20 protein-coding genes are annotated in these 18,559 nt (G+C 73.6%); 11 read left to right on the forward strand and 9 right to left on the reverse strand.

Annotation, left to right across the window (positions count from 1 at the left end; translation table 11 throughout):
* Positions 1-51: 51 nt before the first annotated feature.
* Positions 52-1,062 (reverse strand): LacI family DNA-binding transcriptional regulator, encoded by a 1,011-nt coding sequence (locus ACQP6G_RS03770; protein ID WP_429762865.1) that lies wholly within the window; start codon positions 1,060-1,062, stop codon positions 52-54.
* Between the two features lie 55 nt (positions 1,063-1,117).
* Here ACQP6G_RS03770 and ACQP6G_RS03775 point away from each other — a divergent pair, with 55 nt between their 5' ends.
* On the forward strand, positions 1,118-2,998 hold the full coding sequence (locus tag ACQP6G_RS03775; RefSeq protein WP_429762866.1) for a glycoside hydrolase family 2 protein: 1,881 nt from the start codon (positions 1,118-1,120) through the stop codon (positions 2,996-2,998).
* Positions 2,995-4,179, forward strand: coding sequence for a trans-sulfuration enzyme family protein (locus ACQP6G_RS03780; protein WP_429762867.1), 1,185 nt, complete (start codon positions 2,995-2,997; stop codon positions 4,177-4,179). Before ACQP6G_RS03775 ends, ACQP6G_RS03780 begins: the two co-directional genes overlap by 4 nt.
* Positions 4,180-4,223: 44 nt before the next feature.
* Here the strand turns inward: ACQP6G_RS03780 and ACQP6G_RS03785 are convergent, their stop codons facing one another.
* The 5 genes from ACQP6G_RS03785 to ACQP6G_RS03805 form a co-directional block, all read right to left on the reverse strand.
* Entirely contained in the window at positions 4,224-4,346 is a 123-nt protein-coding gene (locus ACQP6G_RS03785; RefSeq protein ID WP_429762868.1) for a hypothetical protein, read from the reverse strand.
* Positions 4,343-5,368: an alpha/beta hydrolase gene (locus ACQP6G_RS03790; protein ID WP_429762869.1), complete on the reverse strand. Its 1,026-nt coding sequence runs from the start codon at positions 5,366-5,368 to the stop codon at positions 4,343-4,345. Before ACQP6G_RS03790 ends, ACQP6G_RS03785 begins: the two co-directional genes overlap by 4 nt.
* Positions 5,369-5,665: 297 nt before the next feature.
* Positions 5,666-6,805: a M15 family metallopeptidase gene (locus ACQP6G_RS03795; protein WP_429762870.1), complete on the reverse strand. Its 1,140-nt coding sequence runs from the start codon at positions 6,803-6,805 to the stop codon at positions 5,666-5,668.
* Between the two features lie 208 nt (positions 6,806-7,013).
* The gene (locus ACQP6G_RS03800; protein WP_429762871.1) at positions 7,014-7,646 is read right to left on the reverse strand and encodes a DUF305 domain-containing protein; all 633 of its coding nucleotides are present in this window, start codon (positions 7,644-7,646) and stop codon (positions 7,014-7,016) included.
* Positions 7,647-7,727: 81 nt separating this feature from the next.
* On the reverse strand, positions 7,728-8,189 hold the full coding sequence (locus tag ACQP6G_RS03805) for a hypothetical protein (RefSeq protein WP_429762872.1): 462 nt from the start codon (positions 8,187-8,189) through the stop codon (positions 7,728-7,730).
* A gap of 125 nt (positions 8,190-8,314) precedes the next feature.
* On the opposite strand from ACQP6G_RS03805, the gene ACQP6G_RS03810 reads away from it, so the two are divergent.
* A complete protein-coding gene (locus ACQP6G_RS03810) occupies positions 8,315-8,632 on the forward strand; it encodes a DUF4235 domain-containing protein (RefSeq protein WP_429762873.1) in 318 nt (105 codons plus the stop codon).
* Between the two features lie 18 nt (positions 8,633-8,650).
* Here ACQP6G_RS03810 and ACQP6G_RS03815 read toward each other — a convergent pair whose 3' ends face one another.
* From ACQP6G_RS03815 to ACQP6G_RS03825, 3 genes are all read right to left on the reverse strand, one after another.
* Positions 8,651-8,944: a DUF4287 domain-containing protein gene (locus ACQP6G_RS03815; protein WP_429762875.1), complete on the reverse strand. Its 294-nt coding sequence runs from the start codon at positions 8,942-8,944 to the stop codon at positions 8,651-8,653.
* Positions 8,944-9,294, reverse strand: a complete 351-nt coding sequence (locus ACQP6G_RS03820; RefSeq protein ID WP_429762876.1) for a cupin domain-containing protein — start codon at positions 9,292-9,294, stop codon at positions 8,944-8,946. Before ACQP6G_RS03820 ends, ACQP6G_RS03815 begins: the two co-directional genes overlap by 1 nt.
* Before the next feature lie 130 nt (positions 9,295-9,424).
* A complete protein-coding gene (locus tag ACQP6G_RS03825) occupies positions 9,425-9,658 on the reverse strand; it encodes a hypothetical protein (RefSeq protein ID WP_429762877.1) in 234 nt (77 codons plus the stop codon).
* Between the two features lie 40 nt (positions 9,659-9,698).
* Between ACQP6G_RS03825 and ACQP6G_RS03830 the strand changes: the two genes are divergently transcribed.
* From ACQP6G_RS03830 to ACQP6G_RS03865, 8 genes are all read left to right on the forward strand, one after another.
* Positions 9,699-10,895 (forward strand): ROK family protein, encoded by a 1,197-nt coding sequence (locus ACQP6G_RS03830; RefSeq protein WP_429762878.1) that lies wholly within the window; start codon positions 9,699-9,701, stop codon positions 10,893-10,895.
* Between the two features lie 25 nt (positions 10,896-10,920).
* Positions 10,921-12,168 carry a Gfo/Idh/MocA family protein gene (locus ACQP6G_RS03835; RefSeq protein ID WP_429762879.1) on the forward strand — a complete coding sequence of 416 codons (1,248 nt, stop codon included), beginning with the start codon at positions 10,921-10,923 and terminating at the stop codon, positions 12,166-12,168.
* Positions 12,169-12,255: 87 nt separating this feature from the next.
* On the forward strand, positions 12,256-13,170 hold the full coding sequence (locus ACQP6G_RS03840; RefSeq protein ID WP_429762880.1) for a carbohydrate ABC transporter permease: 915 nt from the start codon (positions 12,256-12,258) through the stop codon (positions 13,168-13,170).
* A 13-nt stretch (positions 13,171-13,183) separates the two neighbouring features.
* Positions 13,184-14,146 carry a carbohydrate ABC transporter permease gene (locus ACQP6G_RS03845; protein ID WP_429762881.1) on the forward strand — a complete coding sequence of 321 codons (963 nt, stop codon included), beginning with the start codon at positions 13,184-13,186 and terminating at the stop codon, positions 14,144-14,146.
* A 10-nt stretch (positions 14,147-14,156) separates the two neighbouring features.
* Positions 14,157-15,515: an ABC transporter substrate-binding protein gene (locus ACQP6G_RS03850; protein WP_429762882.1), complete on the forward strand. Its 1,359-nt coding sequence runs from the start codon at positions 14,157-14,159 to the stop codon at positions 15,513-15,515.
* 150 nt (positions 15,516-15,665) lie between these two features.
* Entirely contained in the window at positions 15,666-16,658 is a 993-nt protein-coding gene (locus ACQP6G_RS03855; protein WP_429762883.1) for an ArsR/SmtB family transcription factor, read from the forward strand.
* A 42-nt stretch (positions 16,659-16,700) separates the two neighbouring features.
* Positions 16,701-17,888 (forward strand): MFS transporter, encoded by a 1,188-nt coding sequence (locus ACQP6G_RS03860; protein ID WP_429762884.1) that lies wholly within the window; start codon positions 16,701-16,703, stop codon positions 17,886-17,888.
* A gap of 63 nt (positions 17,889-17,951) precedes the next feature.
* A complete protein-coding gene (locus ACQP6G_RS03865) occupies positions 17,952-18,296 on the forward strand; it encodes a DUF5808 domain-containing protein (RefSeq protein WP_429762885.1) in 345 nt (114 codons plus the stop codon).
* The last annotated feature ends 263 nt before the right edge of the window (positions 18,297-18,559 follow it).

Genomic DNA, 18,559 nt, shown 5'->3' on the forward strand with positions numbered 1-18,559 from the left:
GACGCCTCGGCCGCTGGGGCGGTGCGCCTACCCCGCGGCCGAGGGCCGTGCTCACGGCTCGGGGGCGCTCTCGCGGACGAGCACGTCGTGCCCGACCGTCACGTGACGGCCGGGAGCGTCGAGACCGTCGATGCGCTCGAGGAGCAGGTCGAGCGCGCGGGAGGCGAGCTCGACCGTGTCCGGGGCGACGCTGGTGATGCTCGGGACGGTGCTCGCCGTGAGCACCGTGGCGTCCCACCCGACGACGGCGACGTCGCCGGGCACGTGCAGCCCGCGCACGAGCAGCGCGCGCAGCGCCCCGATCGCCGCGAGGTCGTCGCGACACAGCAGGCCGTCGATCTCGAGCCCGTCGTCGAGCGCGGCGCCCAGCGCGGCCTCCGCCCCGAGCGCGTCGCCCTCGGCCCGCGCGACGAGGAGCGACTCGTCGAACCGGTGCCCGGCGCGCTCGAGTCCCGCCCGGTAGCCGTCCAGCCGCAGCGTCGACGTGAACGACCAGGGCCCGGTCTCGTGGCCGAGGAACCCGATGCGACGCCGGCCGAGGCGCACCAGGTGGGTCACGGCCTGCTCCGCTGCGGCGACGTTGTCGATGGCGACCTGGTCGGCACCGGACGGTTGCGGGTCCTCGCCGAGGAAGACGAGCGGGGTGTCCTCGCGGTACGCCTCCAGGTCGGTCGCCCGCAGCGCCTGCGGGTGCAGGACGACGCCGTCGACGATCCCGGCCTCGCGGTCGCGCAGCACGGCACGCTCGCCGTCGGGCGTCCCACCGGTCTCCTCCAGCAGCAGGCGGTAGCCGCGCGCCGCGGAGACCCGGGCGAAGACGTGCGCCAGCTCGGCGAAGTACGGCCGGCGCAGGTCGGGGAACGCCAGGGCCAGCATGTTCGACCGGCCCGTCGCGAGGCTGCGGCCGCGCAGGTTGGGCCGGTAGCCGAGCTCCGCGACGGCGGCCTGCACGCGTTCGCGCATCGCCGGGCTGACGTGCGGGTAGTCCCGGACCACGTTGGACACCGTCTTCATCGACACGCCCGCGTGCGTCGCCACGTCCTGGAGCGTCACTCTCTTCACGGGGATCACCGTAGCGCCCGTAGATCTCGGATTTACAGCGCTGTATAGTCGCGCCGTGACCACGACGACCCGCGCCGCCGCCGAAGCCGGCCCCGCGCTCGACCGCCTCCCGCTCGCCTCCCGCCAGGACGGCACGTACCCACGGCCGCAGCGGCTGCGCGAGCGGTGGGCCTCCCTCGACGGGACGTGGCAGTTCCGGCACGACGACACCGACGCCGGGCTCGCCGCCGGCTGGACGACCGGGCTCGGGGAGAGTCGCCCGATCACCGTGCCGTTCCCTCCGGAGTCCCTGGCGTCCGGGATCGGAGAGCCCGGGTTCCACCCCGTCGTCTGGTACGCGCGCACGATCGGTCCGGCCGACCTCGCGGCCGCCGGCGTGTCCGAGGCCGCGCCCCGGGTGCTGCTGCACTTCGGCGCCGTCGACTACCGCGCCACCGTCTGGGTTGACGGCGTCCTCGCCGGCGAGCACGAGGGCGGCCACACCCCCTTCACGGTCGACGTGACCGCGCACCTGGCCGCGGGCACCACGGGCGAGGACGCCGAGCACCTGCTGGTCGTCCGCGCCGAGGACGACCCCCACGACCTCACCCAGCCGCGCGGCAAGCAGGACTGGCACGAGGACGCGCACGCGATCTGGTACCGCCGGACCACCGGGATCTGGCAGACCGTGTGGCTCGAGGCCGTCCCCGTCACCAGCGTCGACCACCTGCGCTGGCTCCCCGCCGGACCGTCGGCCGTCGAGCTCACCGTGCGGTTCCGCGGCCCGTTGGCGCCCGGGTCCCGGGTGCGGGTCGCCCTGCGCTTCGACGAGCGCGACGAGGACCTCGGCACCGTCGAAGTCACGACCGTCCGCAGCACGCCGGCGGTTGATCTCACCGTGCCGATCGCCCGGCAGCGCAACGGGCAGGCCGAGGACGAGCTCACGTGGTCGCCCGAGAGGCCGCGCCTCGTGGACGCCGTCGTCTCGCTGCACGACGCCGACGGCGCGCTCGTCGACGCCGTCTCCTCCTACCTCGGTGTGCGCAGCCTCGGCGTGGGCGACGGCGCGTTCCTGCTCAACGGGTATCCCTACGACGTGCGGTCCGTGCTCAACCAGGGCTACTGGCCCGACAGCCACCTCACGGCCCCGACGGCCGACGCGCTGCGCCGCGAGGCCGAGCTCGTCAAGGAGCTCGGCTTCAACGCGTGCCGCATCCACCAGAAGATCGAGGACCCGCGCTTCCTGTACTGGGCCGACCGCCTCGGCATCCTCGTGTGGGGCGAGGCCCCGGGCGCCTACGAGTTCTCACCGGTGGCGGTGCAGCGCCTGACGCGCGAGTGGATCGACGCGGTCGACCGCGACGTCTCGCACCCGTCGATCGTCACGTGGGTGCCGTTCAACGAGTCGTGGGGGATCCAGCACGTCGTCGACGACCCGACCCATCAGGCGTACTCGCGCGCGCTCACCGACCTCACGCGCGCGCTCGACCCGTCGCGTCCCGTGATCTCCAACGACGGCTGGGAGCAGCAGAACACCGACATCATCACCGTGCACGACTACGAGGGTGACGGCGCAGTGCTCGCCCGGCGCTACGCCGACGACGCCGCGCGCGAGCGGGTGGTCGGCGGCATCGCGCCGTCCGGGCGCCGGCAGATGGTCGGGGGCTGGGCCGACTCCGGCCAACCGGTGATGCTCACGGAGTTCGGCGGGGTGAACTATCAGCCGGGCGACGAGCGCGCCGACGGCTGGGGCTACACCGCCGCGCAGGACGGCGACGACTGGGTCGCGCGGATCACCGCGCTCTACGACGCCGTCCGCGCGAGCCGCTTCCTCGCCGGATCGTGCTGGACGCAGCTCACCGACACGATGCAGGAGACCAACGGTCTGCTCACCGCCGGCCGTGAGCCGAAGGTCCCGATCGAGCGCATCCGCCGTGCCGTGACGGGGCAGCGTTGACCGTCACCGACCTCGACCGCGAGATCTGCGCCGCGGCGTGGTCCGGGCCGGGGAACGAGACGGGGGCGGTCGCGCCGCCCGTGTTCCAGACGAGCCTCTTCACCAAGCCCACGTTCGCGGAGTTCGCCCGGCAGCAGGCGGCCGAGCACGAGAACTTCGTCTACAGCCGCGGCACGAACCCGACGGTCGCGTTCCTCGAGCGGCAGCTCGCGCTCCTGGAACGCGGCGAGGCCGCCAAGTGCTTCGCCTCAGGGATGGGCGCGATCGCGGCCGTGCTCGGTGGCCTTCTGCGCCGCGGCGACCACGTGCTCTTCGTGAACAACGTGTACGGCCCGACCCTGGAGCTGGCGCGTCACCTGGAGCGCTTCGGCGTGGAGCACACGGTCGTGACCGACCCGGGTGCGGACGTCGAGAGCCACCTGCGGGAGAACACGGCGCTCGTGTACGTGGAGAGCCCCGGCACGATGCTCATGCGCCTCGTGGACCTGCGGGCGCTGACGGCGGCCGCGCGGAGCCGGGGCGTGCTCACCGCGATCGACAACACGTGGGCCACGCCGCTGTTCCAGAAGCCGCTCGAGCTGGGCGTGGACCTCGTGATCCACTCGCTCACCAAGTACGTGGGCGGGCACAGCGACGTGATCGGCGGCGCGGTGATCGGCTCGGCCGAGCTGCTCCGCGAGGTCTTCTACCGCGGGCACCAGCTCTTCGGCGCGGTGATGTCCGCGATGGAGGCGTCGCTGGTCCTGCGCGGGCTGCGCACGCTGCCGGTGCGGATGGAGCAGCACCAGGCGAACGCGCTGCGGGTCGTCGACCATCTGCTGGCCCATCCCGCGGTCGCGGCGGTTCACCACCCGTACGCCGCCTCCGACCGGGACGCGGACCTCGTCCGGTCTCAGCTCAGCGGGTTCTCCGGGCTGCTGAGCCTCGAGCTGCGCGACGGATCCTTCGAGGCCGTGTCCCGGTTCGTCGACGCCCTGCGCGTGTTCCGGATCGGGGTGAGCTGGGGCGGCTACGAGAGTCTCGTGAGCTCCCCGGTCCGGGCGGACAACGCCGACACGCTGAGGGCGGACGGCATCCCGCCGGGCCTCGTCAGGCTGTCCGTCGGCCTCGAGGGTTCCCGTCTCCAGATCGACGACCTCGACCGCGCGCTCACCGGTGTCGGAGGCCGGTCGGCCGGGTGACCCTCACGGGCCGCTGACGGCGGCGCGTCAGCGCCCGAGGAGCGTCAGTGCCCGAGGAAGACGGCGATGGCGTAGGCGACGACGGCCGACGCCGCCGTCAGCAGGGCCAGGCCGGTCCAGCCGACGACGTGTCGTGCGCGCCCGGTGTGCGGTGCCGGCTCGGTCATCCGGTCCGGTCCTCCAGGAAGTCGATCGTGGCGTCGAAGGACCGGGCGGCCTGCGGGCGGTCGAAGTGGAACTGGTACTCGTGGGGGAGGCCTTCGCCGTCGTCCCAGAACAGGGTCTCGGTCGGGACGCCTTGGTCCTGGAGCGCGGCCGCGAGCTCGCGCCCCTGGCTCTCGAACGGGTCCGCGTCGCCGACCGTGAGGTACGTGGGCGGGTAGTCCGCCGTCGCCTGCTTCGTGGTGGAGAGCTGGTCGGCGAACGGGGCGTCCGCCCAGTCGCGGTGCCCCGTGTACGCCCGGAGGAACGTGCGCAACCCCGGGAAGCCCGTGGCGCCCAGGGTGTCCAGGTCGTACGCGCCGCAGTACAGGACGACGGCGCGGAGGCGGTCGCGCGGCGCGCCCGGGGTGAGGTCGAGGTCGGCCGCGAGCCCGGGGTTGGTCTGGACGGCGGCCAGCTGGCTCGCGATCTGCGCGCCCGCGGAGTCGCCGCCCAGGACGACGCGCGCGGGGTCGCCGCCGAAGTCCGCGATCCGCTCCTGGACGACGTCGAGCGCGGCATTGCCCTGCCGCACCGGCACGGGGTACCGGGCCTCCGGCGCCAGGGTGTAGTCCAGGCTGACGACCGTGTAGCCGCGGCTCGCGAGCAGGACGGAGAAGTCCTCGACGGTGGCGGGCGAGCCCGAGACGTAGCCGCCGCCGTGCACCCACACCACCACCGGGTGCGGCCCCTCGGCGCGCGGCGCGTACACGACGGCGCTCGCGTCGGGGGCGTCCGGGGTCGGGATCGGCACGGTGCGCGGGTCCTCGATCTTCGCCCGCGCATCCTCGATGTCCAGGGGCGGCGTGACGCCGGGCCCTGAGTCGAACAGCGTCTGCAGCATCGTCGCTCCCGGCTGCACGGACACCTGGTACCAGCCCAGCGCGAGAAGCACCCCGAGCACGACGGCGATCATCGCCCGGAGCGTGCGCCGCAGCCACGGGCGGCCGGCGCGCGCCGACGTCCCGGGCGCCTCGTCGGTGGCCACGACGGGTCAGCGCCGCGTCAGGCGGAGCACGGGCGGTTCGCGGTCGGTGCGCTCCCCGTACCGCGCGTGCCCCGGGGGTGGGTGAAGGTCATCGGGTCCTCCGCCGTCGTCCACGTCGTCGCTGGTCAGGGTGGTCCGCGATCGACTGTACGCCCGGGTGGGCGACGCGGGCCGAAGCGCTCCGGGTGCGCGCGTCGTCGTCGGGTGGGAGCGTCGCGGGAGTCCCCGACGAGCACCCGGAGGTGTCTCCCGACGGCGTGGACGTGCTCGACGCGGTGCGCCGGCTCGCGGGTCCGGTCAGTAGCCGCCCATCTGCGTGACGCCCGCGGTGTACTCCCAGTGCCACGGCTCGTACTTGGAGCCGCCGGGCCGGGCCCAGTCGGGGTTGTCCCAGCCGTAGGCCGGGGCGTTCGCGGCGAGCCAGTTCCACCGGGAGCCGGAGTACGTCTCGGGGCAGATGTCGACGGCGAGGCCCCAGCCGTGGTTCGACGTGCCCGGCGCGGCCGCGAGATACCCCTTGGCGGCCTTCGTCGCGACCTGCTGCGCGTAGCTGCGGAAGCCGTCCGTGATGCACATCGACTCGCCCCACGCGGCCTTGTACGCCTCGTTCAGCTCGGCGAGCTTCACGGCGGCGTCGGCGCGGACCTGCGTGCGCCCGTCCCACAGCGTGCACAGCTCGCTGGAGGGGATCTGCCCGTTGGTCCCGGTCCCGGCGGCCACGCCCTCGCACCCCGGCAGCACCGGGGGCGGGCCCTCGATCTCGCCGCGGTCGAGCGTCTCGACCGACATCTTCGCCTTGTCCGACACCGTGACGGTCGCGCCGCCCGCGGTCTGCTTCACGGTCGAGGCCTGCGCGACACCCGCGCGGGCGCCGCTGCGCGAGGCGGCGCCGTCACGGTCATCGACGGCGGCGGCCGCCGCGGCGGTGATCGCCTCGAGCGAGCCGGTCGTCGGCTGGTCGTCGGGCTCCGGGGCCGCGGCCTGCGGTGCGATGCCGGTGAGCGTCGCGGTGGTCGCGACGGCGACGGTCAGCCCGACGCCCAGGCCCGCGAGGCGGCCGGGGACGCGCTTGCGCGCCGACTTGCGCACCGGACGGTGCTCGGAGCGGGTCGTCTCGCCGCGGGAGGTCTCGACACGCGGGGTCTCGCGGCCCGCCGCCGGGCGGACGGGGTCGAACACGTGCGCGTGCACGACGGTGGGCGTGGCGGTCGCCGGAGCGTGGACGTGCACGGGCGGCGCGGGCGCGACGGGGGGTGCGGTGCGGACGGGGGCGGCAGGCGCGGCCGGGACAGCGGCTCGGGGCGGGGCGGTCTCGCGGACGGGCTCCGGGACGTGCCGGACGGCGGTGACGGGACGGCTGCGCCCGCCGCGTCCGGGGTCGCGTCGGCTCGGGTAGGTGCGGGTGGCGGGGGCCGGTGCGGGCTGCGTCTGCGTCATCGCGCGGCCTGCGCCGAGGCGTCGGACGGAGCGGGTGCGCCGCGGTGCGCGGTGCTCCTGTGAACGTGGGTTGTCATGCGACCTCTCCTGCTGCCTGAACCACCGGCCCGGAGGAACGTACCGCACCGGCGGGTGGAATGTCACGAAACGATCACGAGCTGGTCGGGGAGCGGTGACCCGGGCCGCCCGGGCCCGGGTCACCGGCGCGTCAGCGGGACGCCAGGAGGTCCCGCATCTGCTGGATCTCGGCCGTCTGGGTGTCGACGACCGACTGCGCCATCTCGACGGCGCCGGCGTGCTCGCCGCCGGACACCTCGGCCTGCGCCATCTCCACCGCGCCCTCGTGGTGGGCGACCATCTGCTCGAGGAACAGGCGCTCGGCGTCGGCCCCCGTCGCGTCCTCGAGGGCCTGCATGTCCTCGGTCGACATCATGCCGGCCATGCCGTGGTCGTCGTGGCCCGTGCCGGCGCCGGCCTCCGGGTCGGCGCCCCAGTCGCGCAGCCAGGCGGTGAGGGTGTCGATCTCGGGACCCTGGGCGGCCTTGATCTGCTCCGCCAGGTCGACGAGCTCGGGGCTGATGCCGTCCTTGGCGAGCAGGGCGTCGGACATCTCGATCGCCTGCTCGTGGTGCGGGAGCATCATCTGGGCGAACATCACGTCCGCGGCGTCGTACGGGGCGTCCGTCGCGGTGTCCGACGGCGCGTCGGGCGACGACGAGGCGCCGCCCGTGTCGGCCATGTCGTGGTCGGCGCCGTCGTCCGCGCCGCACGCGGCGAGCGTCAGGGCGACGGCGAGGGCGAGCGCGGGCACGCGGGCACGCGCCAGGAAGGTGTGCGTCATGAGGGGTGGGCCTTTCTCGGGGTCTCTCGTGGGATCCGCGGTGGGCCTCCGCCCCGGTCCGGGGGGCGGGCCCGGGCGGTCCTACGTCCGAGAGATCCCGAGGGCGTGCAGGCTGGGGCCGGCCGCCGGGCGGGCCTCGACCGGGAGCGGGACCCGTGCCACGAGGCGCGGGCCCTCGGCGCGCAGCAGGGCGCGCGGCACGGGGCCGACGAGCGTGAGCAGCACCGCCAGGATCATGAGGCACATGGCCGTGACCATCTCGTGCCCGCTGCAGCCGCCGGTACCGCAGCCGGAGGGGGCGCCGGCGTCCTGGACGACCGGCGCACCGGCGTGCGCACTGTCTGCGGGGGCGGCCGCCGTCGTGCCCGGCGTCGTGTGCGCCTGAACCACCACGGCGGCAGGGGCGTGGTGGGCGGCGTGCCGGGTCGAAGAGCCGCTCATGGCGTGCATGAGGACGACGCCCACGACGAGGGCGAGCACCAGCAGCACCCCGGCCAGGCGCCCGCGACGGCTCGTCAGCAGGGGGCGCACGGTGCGGATCATGCGTCCTCCTTCGAGCGGGGCGTCGTGGCAGGTACCGGCGGGCGACCCTGGCACTGTAACCAACGCGCGGCCGGCGTCGGGCGGCGCCCCGTGCGGGACGGCCCGGCCCGGCCTAGCGTCGGGGGATGAGCGAGGACAACGACGTGATCCGGACCGAGAAGTCGGGCAGCAAGGCGGCGAAGATCCTGTACCGGCCGGTGGGCATCGTGAGCTCGATCGTCGGCGGCATCGTGGCGGGGCAGGTCTTCAAGCAGGTCTACAAGCGGGTTGCGCCCGGGCACCCCGACGACGCGCCCACGCCGCTGCAGTCCGAGTACCGGATGCGGGAGATCCTGCTCGCGTCGCTGCTGCAGGGCGCGATCTTCTCCGTCGTGAAGGCGGCCATCGACCGCGGCGGCGCCCGCGCGTTCGAGCGTTGGACGGGGGAGTGGCCGGGCGACTGACCGGTGTCAGGCCCGCTCTCACCAGTCCGCGGGCCGCGAGTCCTTGCCGTCGAGCCACAGCCGGTCGCTCGCGTCGCGGTGCGAGCCGGCGGTCCCGACGTGCTTGGTGCCGATCCGGTCGCCCTTGACGATCACGTGCGCCATGGCCTGCGCGTGCCCGTGCCCGATCCCGTACGTCTCCTTGAGCCAGGCGACGACGGCCATGGTCTTGCTCTCGGGGCCGAGGCCCTGCGCGGCGGCGGCGTCCACGATCTGGCGCGGCGTGAGCCCGGTCTTCGTCTCGACGGTGTCGAGGTAGGCCTGGAACGACATCAGCGGTGCTCCTCGCTCTTGTTCTCCTGGATCATGGTGGCGGAGGCGTGGATGCACATCATGCGCAGCACGCCGGTGCCGGTGTTCGTGAAGCCGTGCCAGACGTCGGGCCCGACGACGGCGGTGTCCCCGGCGCGGGCGACGACGGTCTCGGCGCCGATGCGGATGGTCGCCTCGCCCTCCAGCACCGACCACGTCTCCGTGTAGGGGTGGCGGTGCAGGTCCGGGCCCTTGCCGGGGTCGTTCGTGACGAGGAAGAACGACACGCCGGAGCCATGATCGCCTCCCTCGAAGCGCAGCGTGCGCGAGCCCGGGATGCGGATGGTGTCGGCGGGGACGACGGCGGCCATGGTGGCTCTCCCTCGAGGTGCGGTGTGCGCCCCGGGCGGCTGCCCGCGGCGTGTCCCCAGCCTCGGGCTCCCCGCGCCGGGCCACGAGCGTTTCGACCGACGTCGAAAGGAAGACCCGCTAGGTCGAGGGTCAGCGGGCCGCGGCGAGCTGGGCGGCCAGCGTGCGCCCTGCGGAACGCATCGGCTCCGGGTCGCGGGTGGTGCGGGCGAGCAGGAACGCGCCCTCGACCCACGCGGCGAAGACGTCCGCGTCACCGGACGCCACGAGGTCGCGGGCCGCGGAGTCGAACGCGTGCACGACGGCGTCCACCGGGTCGTCGCGCTCCTCGAGGAGGGCGAGCACCAGCGCGGGAGTTTTCGGCATTTCATTGACACGGTGAAGGAATAGGCGTCAGGCTCGGGGCGTGCAGCGCCGCGCAGACGTTCCCCGCCTCGGCTCCCTGGAGCCCTCCGCCCGAGCGGTCGTGCGCGCCCTGCTCCTGGCCGGGCCGCTCTCCCGGGCGGAGCTCGCGCGGCGCCTCGAGCGCTCCCCGGCGAGCATCACCAAGACCACGCAGCCGCTGCTGGCCGCCGGGCTGGTCGCTGAGGATGCGGGCCGGATCGCCGAGGAACCGGCGGTCCCGGGCGAGAGCCGGGGGCGCCCGGGCGTCCCGCTGGTCCTGCTGGCCGGGCGCCACCTGTTCATCGGCGTCAAGGTGACGTCGGACGAGGTGTTCGCGGTCCGCACGGACGCCGCCGGCCTCGTGCAGGCGTCCGGGCACCGCGACCTCGCCGACGTCGAGCAGGAGACCGTCGTCGCGCAGATCCTTGAACTGGTGAACGAACTGCGCGAGCCGGGGGAGATCCAGGCGCTCGGCGTCGGGCTGGCCGGCCGGATGTCCCGGTTCGACGACACCGTGCGCCACAACCCCTTCCTCGGCTGGGACGAGGTGCCCCTCGCGGGCATCCTCGAGCGGGCGACGGGGATCCCCACCGTGCTCAGCGAGGATGCCCGGGCCCTGACGGCCGGGGTCCAGTGGTCCGGCCCCGGCCGCGGCATGAGCGACCTCGCCGTGCTGACCGTCGGCGTCGGCGTCGGGCTGGGCATCGTCATCGAGGACCGGGTGCTCGCCGGTCCGTCGGGCAGGGTCGGCCGGATCGGGCACATGCGGGTCGCGGACTCCGGGCCGGTGTGCGAGCGCGGGCACCGCGGCTGCGCGTCGGCGTTCCTCACCACGGCGGCCATCACCCAGGGCATCGGGGTGCCGCGCGGGCGGGCCGACCTGGACCTGGACGCCGCCCTCGCGCTGGCGGACGACGGCGACGCGGTCGCGCTGCGCGTCTTCGCCGACGCCGGGCGCGCCCTGGGGGTGCTGATCGCCCAGCTCGCGAACACGCTCGGCCTGCCCGCCGTGATCCTCGCCGGCGACGGCCTCGGCATGCTCGCCCACGCCCGTCCGTCCCTCGACGCCGCGCTCGCCGACCACCTCGACCCCCACGCCACCCGCCCCACCGTGGTGACGTTCTCCTCCGGCTTCGACGAGTGGGCCCGCGGCGCGGCGGTCGTCGCGTGCCAGTGGATGCTCGTCGACCCGCCGCCGTACCGCACCGACCTGGCCTGACCCGACACACCAGCAGGAGGCACCGTTGTCCGCACTTCCCCTCGACCCGACCGCCCCGCTCGCAGAGGATGCCGGCTCGATCAGCATCGGCATCGTCGGCGCGGGCCAGTTCTCACGCAGCTTCGCGACGCTCTGGGACCTGCACCCGAACGTCGACCGGCTCACGATCACCGACCTGGTGCCGGAGCGGGCCAAGTCGCTGGCCGACCGCTACGACCGCGCCACCGTCGTCGACAGCTTCGAGGAGATGCTCGACTCGGACGTCGACGCCGTCGCCATCTTCACCCAGCGCTGGACCCACGCGCCGCTGGTGCTGGCGGCGCTGGAGGCCGGCAAGCACGTCTACTCGGCCGTGCCGATGGCCACCGAGATCACCGACATCGAGGCGATCATCGCCGCCGTCGAGCGCACCGGGCTCACCTACATGATGGGCGAGACGAGCTATTACAACCCGGCCACCGTCTTCGTCCGGGAGAAGGTCCGCGAGGGCGCGCTCGGCCAGGTCTTCTACGCCGAGGGCGACTACGTGCACGACATGGACCTCGGCTTCTACGCCGCGTACCAGTACAGCGGCGGCGAGAACTGGAAGGCCACCGCGAGCTACCCGCCCATGCTCTACCCGACGCACGCGATCGGCGGCGTCCTCGGTGCGCTGCCCACCCGCGCGGTGAGCGTGAGCTGCATCGGCGTGGAGGACCGCCGGGGCGACGGCGTCTTCGACCGGGAGGTCAGCCAGTTCGGGAACAGCTTCTCCAACGCCACGGCGCTGTTCGAGCTGGCCGACGGCGGCGCGATGCGCACCAACGAGATGCGCCGGGTGGGCTACCCCTCGCACATCCGCGAGTCGCGGTTCCGCTTCTTCGGCACCGAGGCCAGCTTCGAGCAGCTCGCCCACCAGAGCGTGTGGAACGACAAGGAGACGTCCACGGACGTGTCCGCCGACTTCGTCCCGGTCCGGGGCGGGGGCGACGACGCGGACCTCGCCGACGTCGACCCTGCGCTGCGCGAGGCGTTCACCTCGGGTTCCGCGCCGGTGCACGACCGGACGCGGCTGCCCGCCACCTACGCCGACGCGCCGAACGGGCACGAGGGCTCGCACCACTTCCTCGCCGACGACTTCGTGCGCGCCGTGGTCACGGGCGAGCACGCGCCCGTGGACGCCTGGCTCTCCGCGAAGTTCACGGCCCCCGGCATCGTGGCGCACGCGTCGGCGCTGGCCGGTGGCGAGCGCCTGCCGATCCCGGACTTCGGGAGCCGCCCCGCGCGCGACTGAGCACCACCCGCGGCCCGGCGTCGTCCCCGACGCCGGGCCGCACCGCACTGTCCGAGCACTGCTTGCAACGACGCAAGGAGGAACCTGATGGCTGCACCGACCGCGCCACCCGTACCGACCGTCCGACGGTCGGGCCGCCGGGACGACACCCGGCTCGCCCTGCTCTTCATCCTGCCGGCCAGCATCGGCCTGCTGGTCTTCTACTTCTGGCCGCTGGTCCGCGGCATCTGGCTGAGCTTCACGTCGTGGGACCTGCTCAGCCCGGCCCAGTTCGTGGGCCTCGACAACTACCGCGAGATGGTCGCGGACCCGGTGTTCTGGAACGCCGTCCGCGTGACGCTGCTCTACGTGGTCATCAACATCGGGCTGCAGACGGTCGTGGCCCTGGTGATCGCCGTGCTGATGCAGCGGCTCAGCCGCTCCACGCTGCTGCGCTCGCTGGTGCTCGCCCCGTACCTGGTCTCCAACGTGGTCGCCGCCCTGGTGTTCCTGTGGATCCTCGACTACCAGCTCGGCATCGGGAACCAGCTGCTGGAGTGGGTCGGGCTCGACCGCATCGGGTTCTTCACCGACGAGACCTGGGCCATCCCGACCATCGCCGCGGTGAACGTCTGGCGGCACATGGGCTACACCGCGCTGCTGATCTTCGCCGGCCTGCAGACCATCCCGCCCACCATGTACGAGGCGGCCCGGGTCGACGGCGCGTCCGAGCTGCGGATGTTCTTCCGCATCACGGTGCCGCTGCTGCGTCCGATCCTCGGGCTGGTGCTGATCATCTCCGTGATCGGGTCGTTCCAGGTGTTCGACACCGTGGCGGTCACCACCAACGGCGGTCCGGTGGACGCCAGCCGGGTGCTGCAGCTCTACATCTACGACAAGGCGTTCGCCCAGTTCGACTTCGGGTACGCGTCCGCACTGAGCGTGGCCATGCTGCTGATCCTGGTGGTGGTCACCTTCTTCCAGTACCGCGTGACGCGGGCCGGCCAGACGGACCTGAACTAGGAGGGCGGAGACCATGACCGGGACCACGACGGCGCCAGCCGAACCGACGACCACCGGGGTGTCCGCCCCGCCGCCCCCGGCGGCCGTGCGCCGCCGACGCCGCCCACCCAGCGTCGGCCGGGTGCTGGCCTGGGTGGTGATGATCCTGCTGCTGCTCATCACGCTGTTCCCTTTCTACTGGATCCTGCGCACGGCGCTGTCCAGCAACGGGGCCCTGTACGCCAACTCCACGTCCCTGCTGCCCGCCGACTTCAGCTGGGGCGGGTTCGAGCGGGTCTTCGGCCTCCAGACCACCGAGGAGGCCATCGCGCAGGGCGGCTCCGGCGCGTCCATCGACTTCTGGCTCTACCTGCGCAACTCGGTGATCGTGGCCACGGTGGTCACCGTCTGCCAGGTGTTCTTCTCCGCGATGGCCGCGTACGCGTTCTCCCGGCTGCATTGGCGGGGCCGCAACGTCGTCTTCGGCGTCTTCCTGCTGTCGCTGATGGTGCCGGTGATCTTCACCCTGCTGCCGAACTTCATCCTGATCCGGGACCTGGGCCTGATCGACACACTGCTCGGCATCATGCTCCCCGGGCTGTTCATGACGCCGTTCGCGATCTTCTTCCTGCGGCAGTTCTTCATGAACGTCTCCACCGAGGTGGAGGAGGCCGCGCTCATCGACGGCGCCAGCAAGGTGCGGGTGTTCTTCGCGCTCATCATCCCGATGTCGGTGGGGCCCATCGCGACGATCTCGATCCTGACCTACATCGGGTCGTGGAACGACTACTTCTGGCCGCTGATGGTCTCGTACACCGACGAGTCCCGGGTGCTCACCGTGGCGCTGGGCAACTTCACCGCGCAGACCCCGCAGACGGGGCCGGACTGGGCCGGGCTGATGGCCGCGACCCTGGTGGCGGCGCTGCCGATGATCCTGCTCTTCCTCGCGTTCGCGAAGCGGATCGTCAACTCCATCGGCTTCAGCGGGATCAAGTGAGGGGCAGACCATGAATCACGCACGTCGGACGACGGCCACCCTGACCGCGGCGCTCACCGCCGGCACCCTCGTCCTGGCCGGGTGCGCGAGCCCCGCCGAACCGGGCGCCGCCGAGGGCTCGGTCACCCTGGACTACTGGCTGTGGGACGCGAACCAGCTGCCCGCCTACCAGCGCTGCGCGGACGCCTTCGAGGAGGAGAACCCCGACCTGCAGGTGCGGATCAGCCAGTACGGGTACGACGACTACTGGCGCAAGCTCACCGCGGCGTTCGTGGCCGGGGCGGGTCCGGACGTCTTCACCGACCACCTCACCCAGTACCCGGGCTTCGCCCAGAAGGGCCTGCTCCGCGACCTGAACACCCTGGACGCCACGGCCGACGTCGACTACGGCGAGTTCCAGGAGGGGCTCCCGGACCTGTGGGTGGGGCAGGACGGTGGGCAGTACGGCATGCCGAAGGACTTCGACACCGTCGCGCTGTTCTACGACACGAACGTGATCGAGGAGGCCGGGTTGCGCCCGGAGGACCTGGAGGGCCTCGACTGGGACCCCCAGGACGGCGGCAGCTTCGAGAAGGTGCTCGCCCACCTCACCGTGGACGAGAACGGGGTCCGCGGCGACGAGGAGGGCTTCGACCCCGACAACGTCGCCGTCTACGGTCTGGCCTCGAACGGAGCGGGCGGCACCGCCGGGCAGACCACCTGGTCCTGGCTGGCGGGCGCGACCGGCTGGAAGTTCACCGACAAGGACGTGTGGGGCACGGAGTACCACTTCGACGACCCGCGGGTGCAGGACTCCCTGGAGTGGCTGTTCGGCCTGGTGGAGAAGGGGTACATGGCGCCGTTCGAGGAGGTCGGCACGGAGCCCAACCCGCAGCAGGCGCTCGGCTCGGGCCGGGCGGCGATCTCCGCGAACGGGTCCTGGATGCTCGGCACCTACGCCAACCTGGAGGGCGTGGACCTGGGGATCGCCTCCCTGCCGAGCGGCCCGGTGGGCCACCCGGTGTCGATGTACAACGGGCTCGCCGACTCGATCAGCGCCCAGTCCGAGGACCCCGAGGAGGCCGCCCGGTGGGTGGAGTTCCTCGGGTCCGACGACTGCCAGCGCATCGTGGGGGAGGCGGGCGTGGTCTTCCCGGCGCGGCCCGCCGGCACCGAGGCCGCGGTCGAGGCGTTCGCCGAGCGAGGCCTCGACGTCTCCGTGTTCACGGACCTCGTGGAGGACGGGAACACCCTGTACTTCCCGGTGACGGACTCGTTCGGCTCCATCGAGGCGATCGTCCAGCCGATCATGGACGAGATCTACATCGGCGACCGCGACGTCTCCACGCTCACGGAGGTGAACGACCGGATCAACGGGCTGCTGAGATGAGTCCGCCCGGGTGGTACGACGTCGTCGCGGCAGGGTCGTCGGGCACGACGACGATCAGCTCCGCGTCCGCGTGCAGGATCGCCAGGTACGGCGGGACCCGCTCGAGGAGGCCGCCGTCCCACCACGGTCCGCCGACGCTACGGTGTGGCCGTGGACAGCCGCTCGCGCAGGAACGTCGTGGAGTTCCGCCTCGCGCCCGACGACGTCTCGGCGATCCGGTTCGGCGTCTCGCCCGGCCACGAGCTGGCGCACGCGGTGCGCGTGCTGGCCCAGCCCGCGTACCACCCGCTGCAGTGGGGGTGGCTCCGCACGGCGCGGGGCCGCGCCCCGGCGCGCCCCCTCGCGCTGCTGACCCTGCTGGTCGGCGCCGACGGGTACCTGCCGGACTTCCTCACCTCCACGCCCGGCTGGGACCTCGGCCCCGACGAGGAGCTCGAACGCCTCCGGGAGGCCGACCTCGGCCCGCTGCGGGTCGACCTGCTCAAGCGCGTCGACCGCACCGACGGCGCGGACCGGCGGCTGCTGCAGGCCCTCGCCGACGACCCGGCGCACGCCCGCGGCCTCGCCGTCGACGCCTGGCGGCAGGTGTGGGACGCGGTGCTCGCGCCGTCGTGGCGGCAGCTCGAGCGGATCCTGCGCGCGGACATCGGCGCCCGCTCCCGCCGTGTGACGACGCACGGGCTGGGCACGATGGTCGAGACCCTGCACGAGGCCGTGGCCTGGGCCCCCGACGCGGTGCACGTGCGACTGCGGCTGCACGGCGAGGTGCTCGACTGCGCGGGCAGCGGCCTGGTGCTGGTGCCGTCCGTGATGGCGCCGCGCTGCTCGGTGGTCACCGAGCCGCCCGCGCAGCCGACGCTCTTCTATCCGGCGCTGGGGGTCTCCGAGCGGTGGTCCGACGGCGCCCCGGACCAGTCCGGGGCGCTCGCGGACCTGCTCGGGGCGGGACGGGCGGGCGTGCTGCTCGCGCTGCGCGGCCCGCTGTCCACGAGCGAGGTCGCCGCCGCCGGCGGGCTCGCCGTGTCGACGGCGTCGCACCACCTGGGGCTGCTGCGCGCCGCGCGGCTGGTCGACTCGCGCCGCGACGGCCCGCGGGTCCTGCACGAGCGCACGCCGCTGGGGGAGGCGCTGGTCGGGGGCTGACCGCCCGGCGGCGCGGCGTGGACCGCGCGATAGGTTCGCCCGATGCGTCGTCCCGCCCCTCAGCCCTCGTCGTCCGTCGCGCGCGTGCCGGGGTTCCGGCCGTTGCTCGCGATGTCGGCGCTGGGCTTCTCGGGGTACGCGCTGCTGCTGCCGGCGGCGCCGCTGTGGGCGGTGCACGGCGGCGCGGGCGAGGGCGGCGCCGGGCTCGTCAACGCGGTGCTCATGCTCGCCACCGTGCTCACGCAGACCACGGTGCCGTGGCTGCTGCGCCGGGTGGGCTGGCGGCTCACGATGACGGCGGGCGTGGTGCTGCTCGGCGCGCCGTCGTTGCTGTTCATGGCCACGGACCAGCTCGGGTGGCTGCTCGGGCTCTCGGCGGTGCGCGGCATGGGGTTCGCCGTGCTGACCGTCTGCGGGTCGAGCGCCGTGGCCGCCCTGGTGGACGGGCCGCGGCACGGCCGCGCGATCGGGCTGTACGGGCTGTCGATCGCGTTCCCGCAGCTGGTGCTGGTCCCCAGCGCCGCGTGGATCGCCGAGACGCTCGACTTCCGCGTGGTCTTCGCGCTCGGCGCGCTGCCCGTGCTCGCCGTGCCGTTCGCCGTCCTGCTCGGCCGGTGCCTCGACGGCGACGCCGCGCGCGCCGGGCGGCCCGTCGACGACGGCGGGCCGGGGCGCGGTCGCGTCCTTCTCGCGCTGGTCATGCCGTCGCTCGTGCTGCTCGCGGTGACGACGCCCGGCGGCGCGCTGCTGACGTTCGCGCCGCAGTTCGCCGGGGGAGCGGGCGCGGCGGTGGCGGGGCTGCTCGGCTTCACGGCCGCGACGGCGCTGTCCCGCTGGGGCGTGGGCGGCCTCGCCGACCGGTTCGGCCCGCGCGTCTTCCTCGCGCCGCTGCTCGCGTTCTGCGCCGCCGGGCTGGGGGTGTGCGCGGGGGCGATCGCCGACGGCGGCCCCCGCCCGGTGCTCCTCGTGCTGGGGATGACCATGGTCGGCGTCTCCTACGGCAGCCTGCAGAACCTCACCCTCGTCGCCGCGTTCGCGGCCGTGCCCGCGCGCCGGCACAGCACCGCCAGCGCCGTGTGGAACATCGGGTTCGACGCCGGCACGGGGCTCGGGTCGCTCGTCGTCGGGTTCATCGCGGCGGGCACGTCGTTCTCCGTGGGGCTGCTGACCACGGTCGTCGTGTGCGTCGTGGCCGCCGCCGCCGTCGTGGTCACCCGGCCCGCCCGCTGACCCGGGACGTGCACCTGGTGCACGATGGGTGGGGACACCGACAGCCGACGAGCGGAGGCCGAGATGGGCACGAAGCAGGAGATCCAGCACGGGAAGCCGGGGCGCGGCCGGAAGCGGGGGCCGGGGCTGTTCCAGCTGATCATGGTCGGCCTGGTCGTCGCGGCGGTCACCAAGGAGCTGCAGAAGGACAAGGAGGACCGCACCTGGCACGGCACCGTCGCCGGGTTCGTCCCCTACGAGTTCCGCGTCCCGACGGTCGAGCGTGTCCGCGAGCGCGTCTGGGACCCGCAGGGCGAGCACATCCTCAGCCCGCACGTCTTCGGCGTGGGCTGGACGGTCAACATCGGGCGCATCGTCGAGCTCGTGCGGCGCAAGGTCGACGACGCCCGCGAGGACGCCCCGGCCTGACGGCTCGCGATCCGCGGTCACGGTCGCCGACGTCGCCTGACGGCGTGTCACGCGGCGTGTCGTCGACCGGCGGACGTTGGCGTTTTCCGTGATGTCGGCGGAACGGGATCGACGCCTGCTCGCGTGCACCGGATTCGGCTGGGCGCGACGCGCGTGCTCAGCGGGAACGGCGCCCGCTCAGCGGTCGCGACTCCGGATCGGCTGACAGCGCCCGATGAGACAACCTGGTCGCCGCGACGACACGCCGCGCGGCCGCGGTGTGC

It is taken from the genome of Isoptericola nanjingensis (assembly GCF_050311635.1).
GTDB lineage: Bacteria > Actinomycetota > Actinomycetes > Actinomycetales > Cellulomonadaceae > Isoptericola > Isoptericola nanjingensis.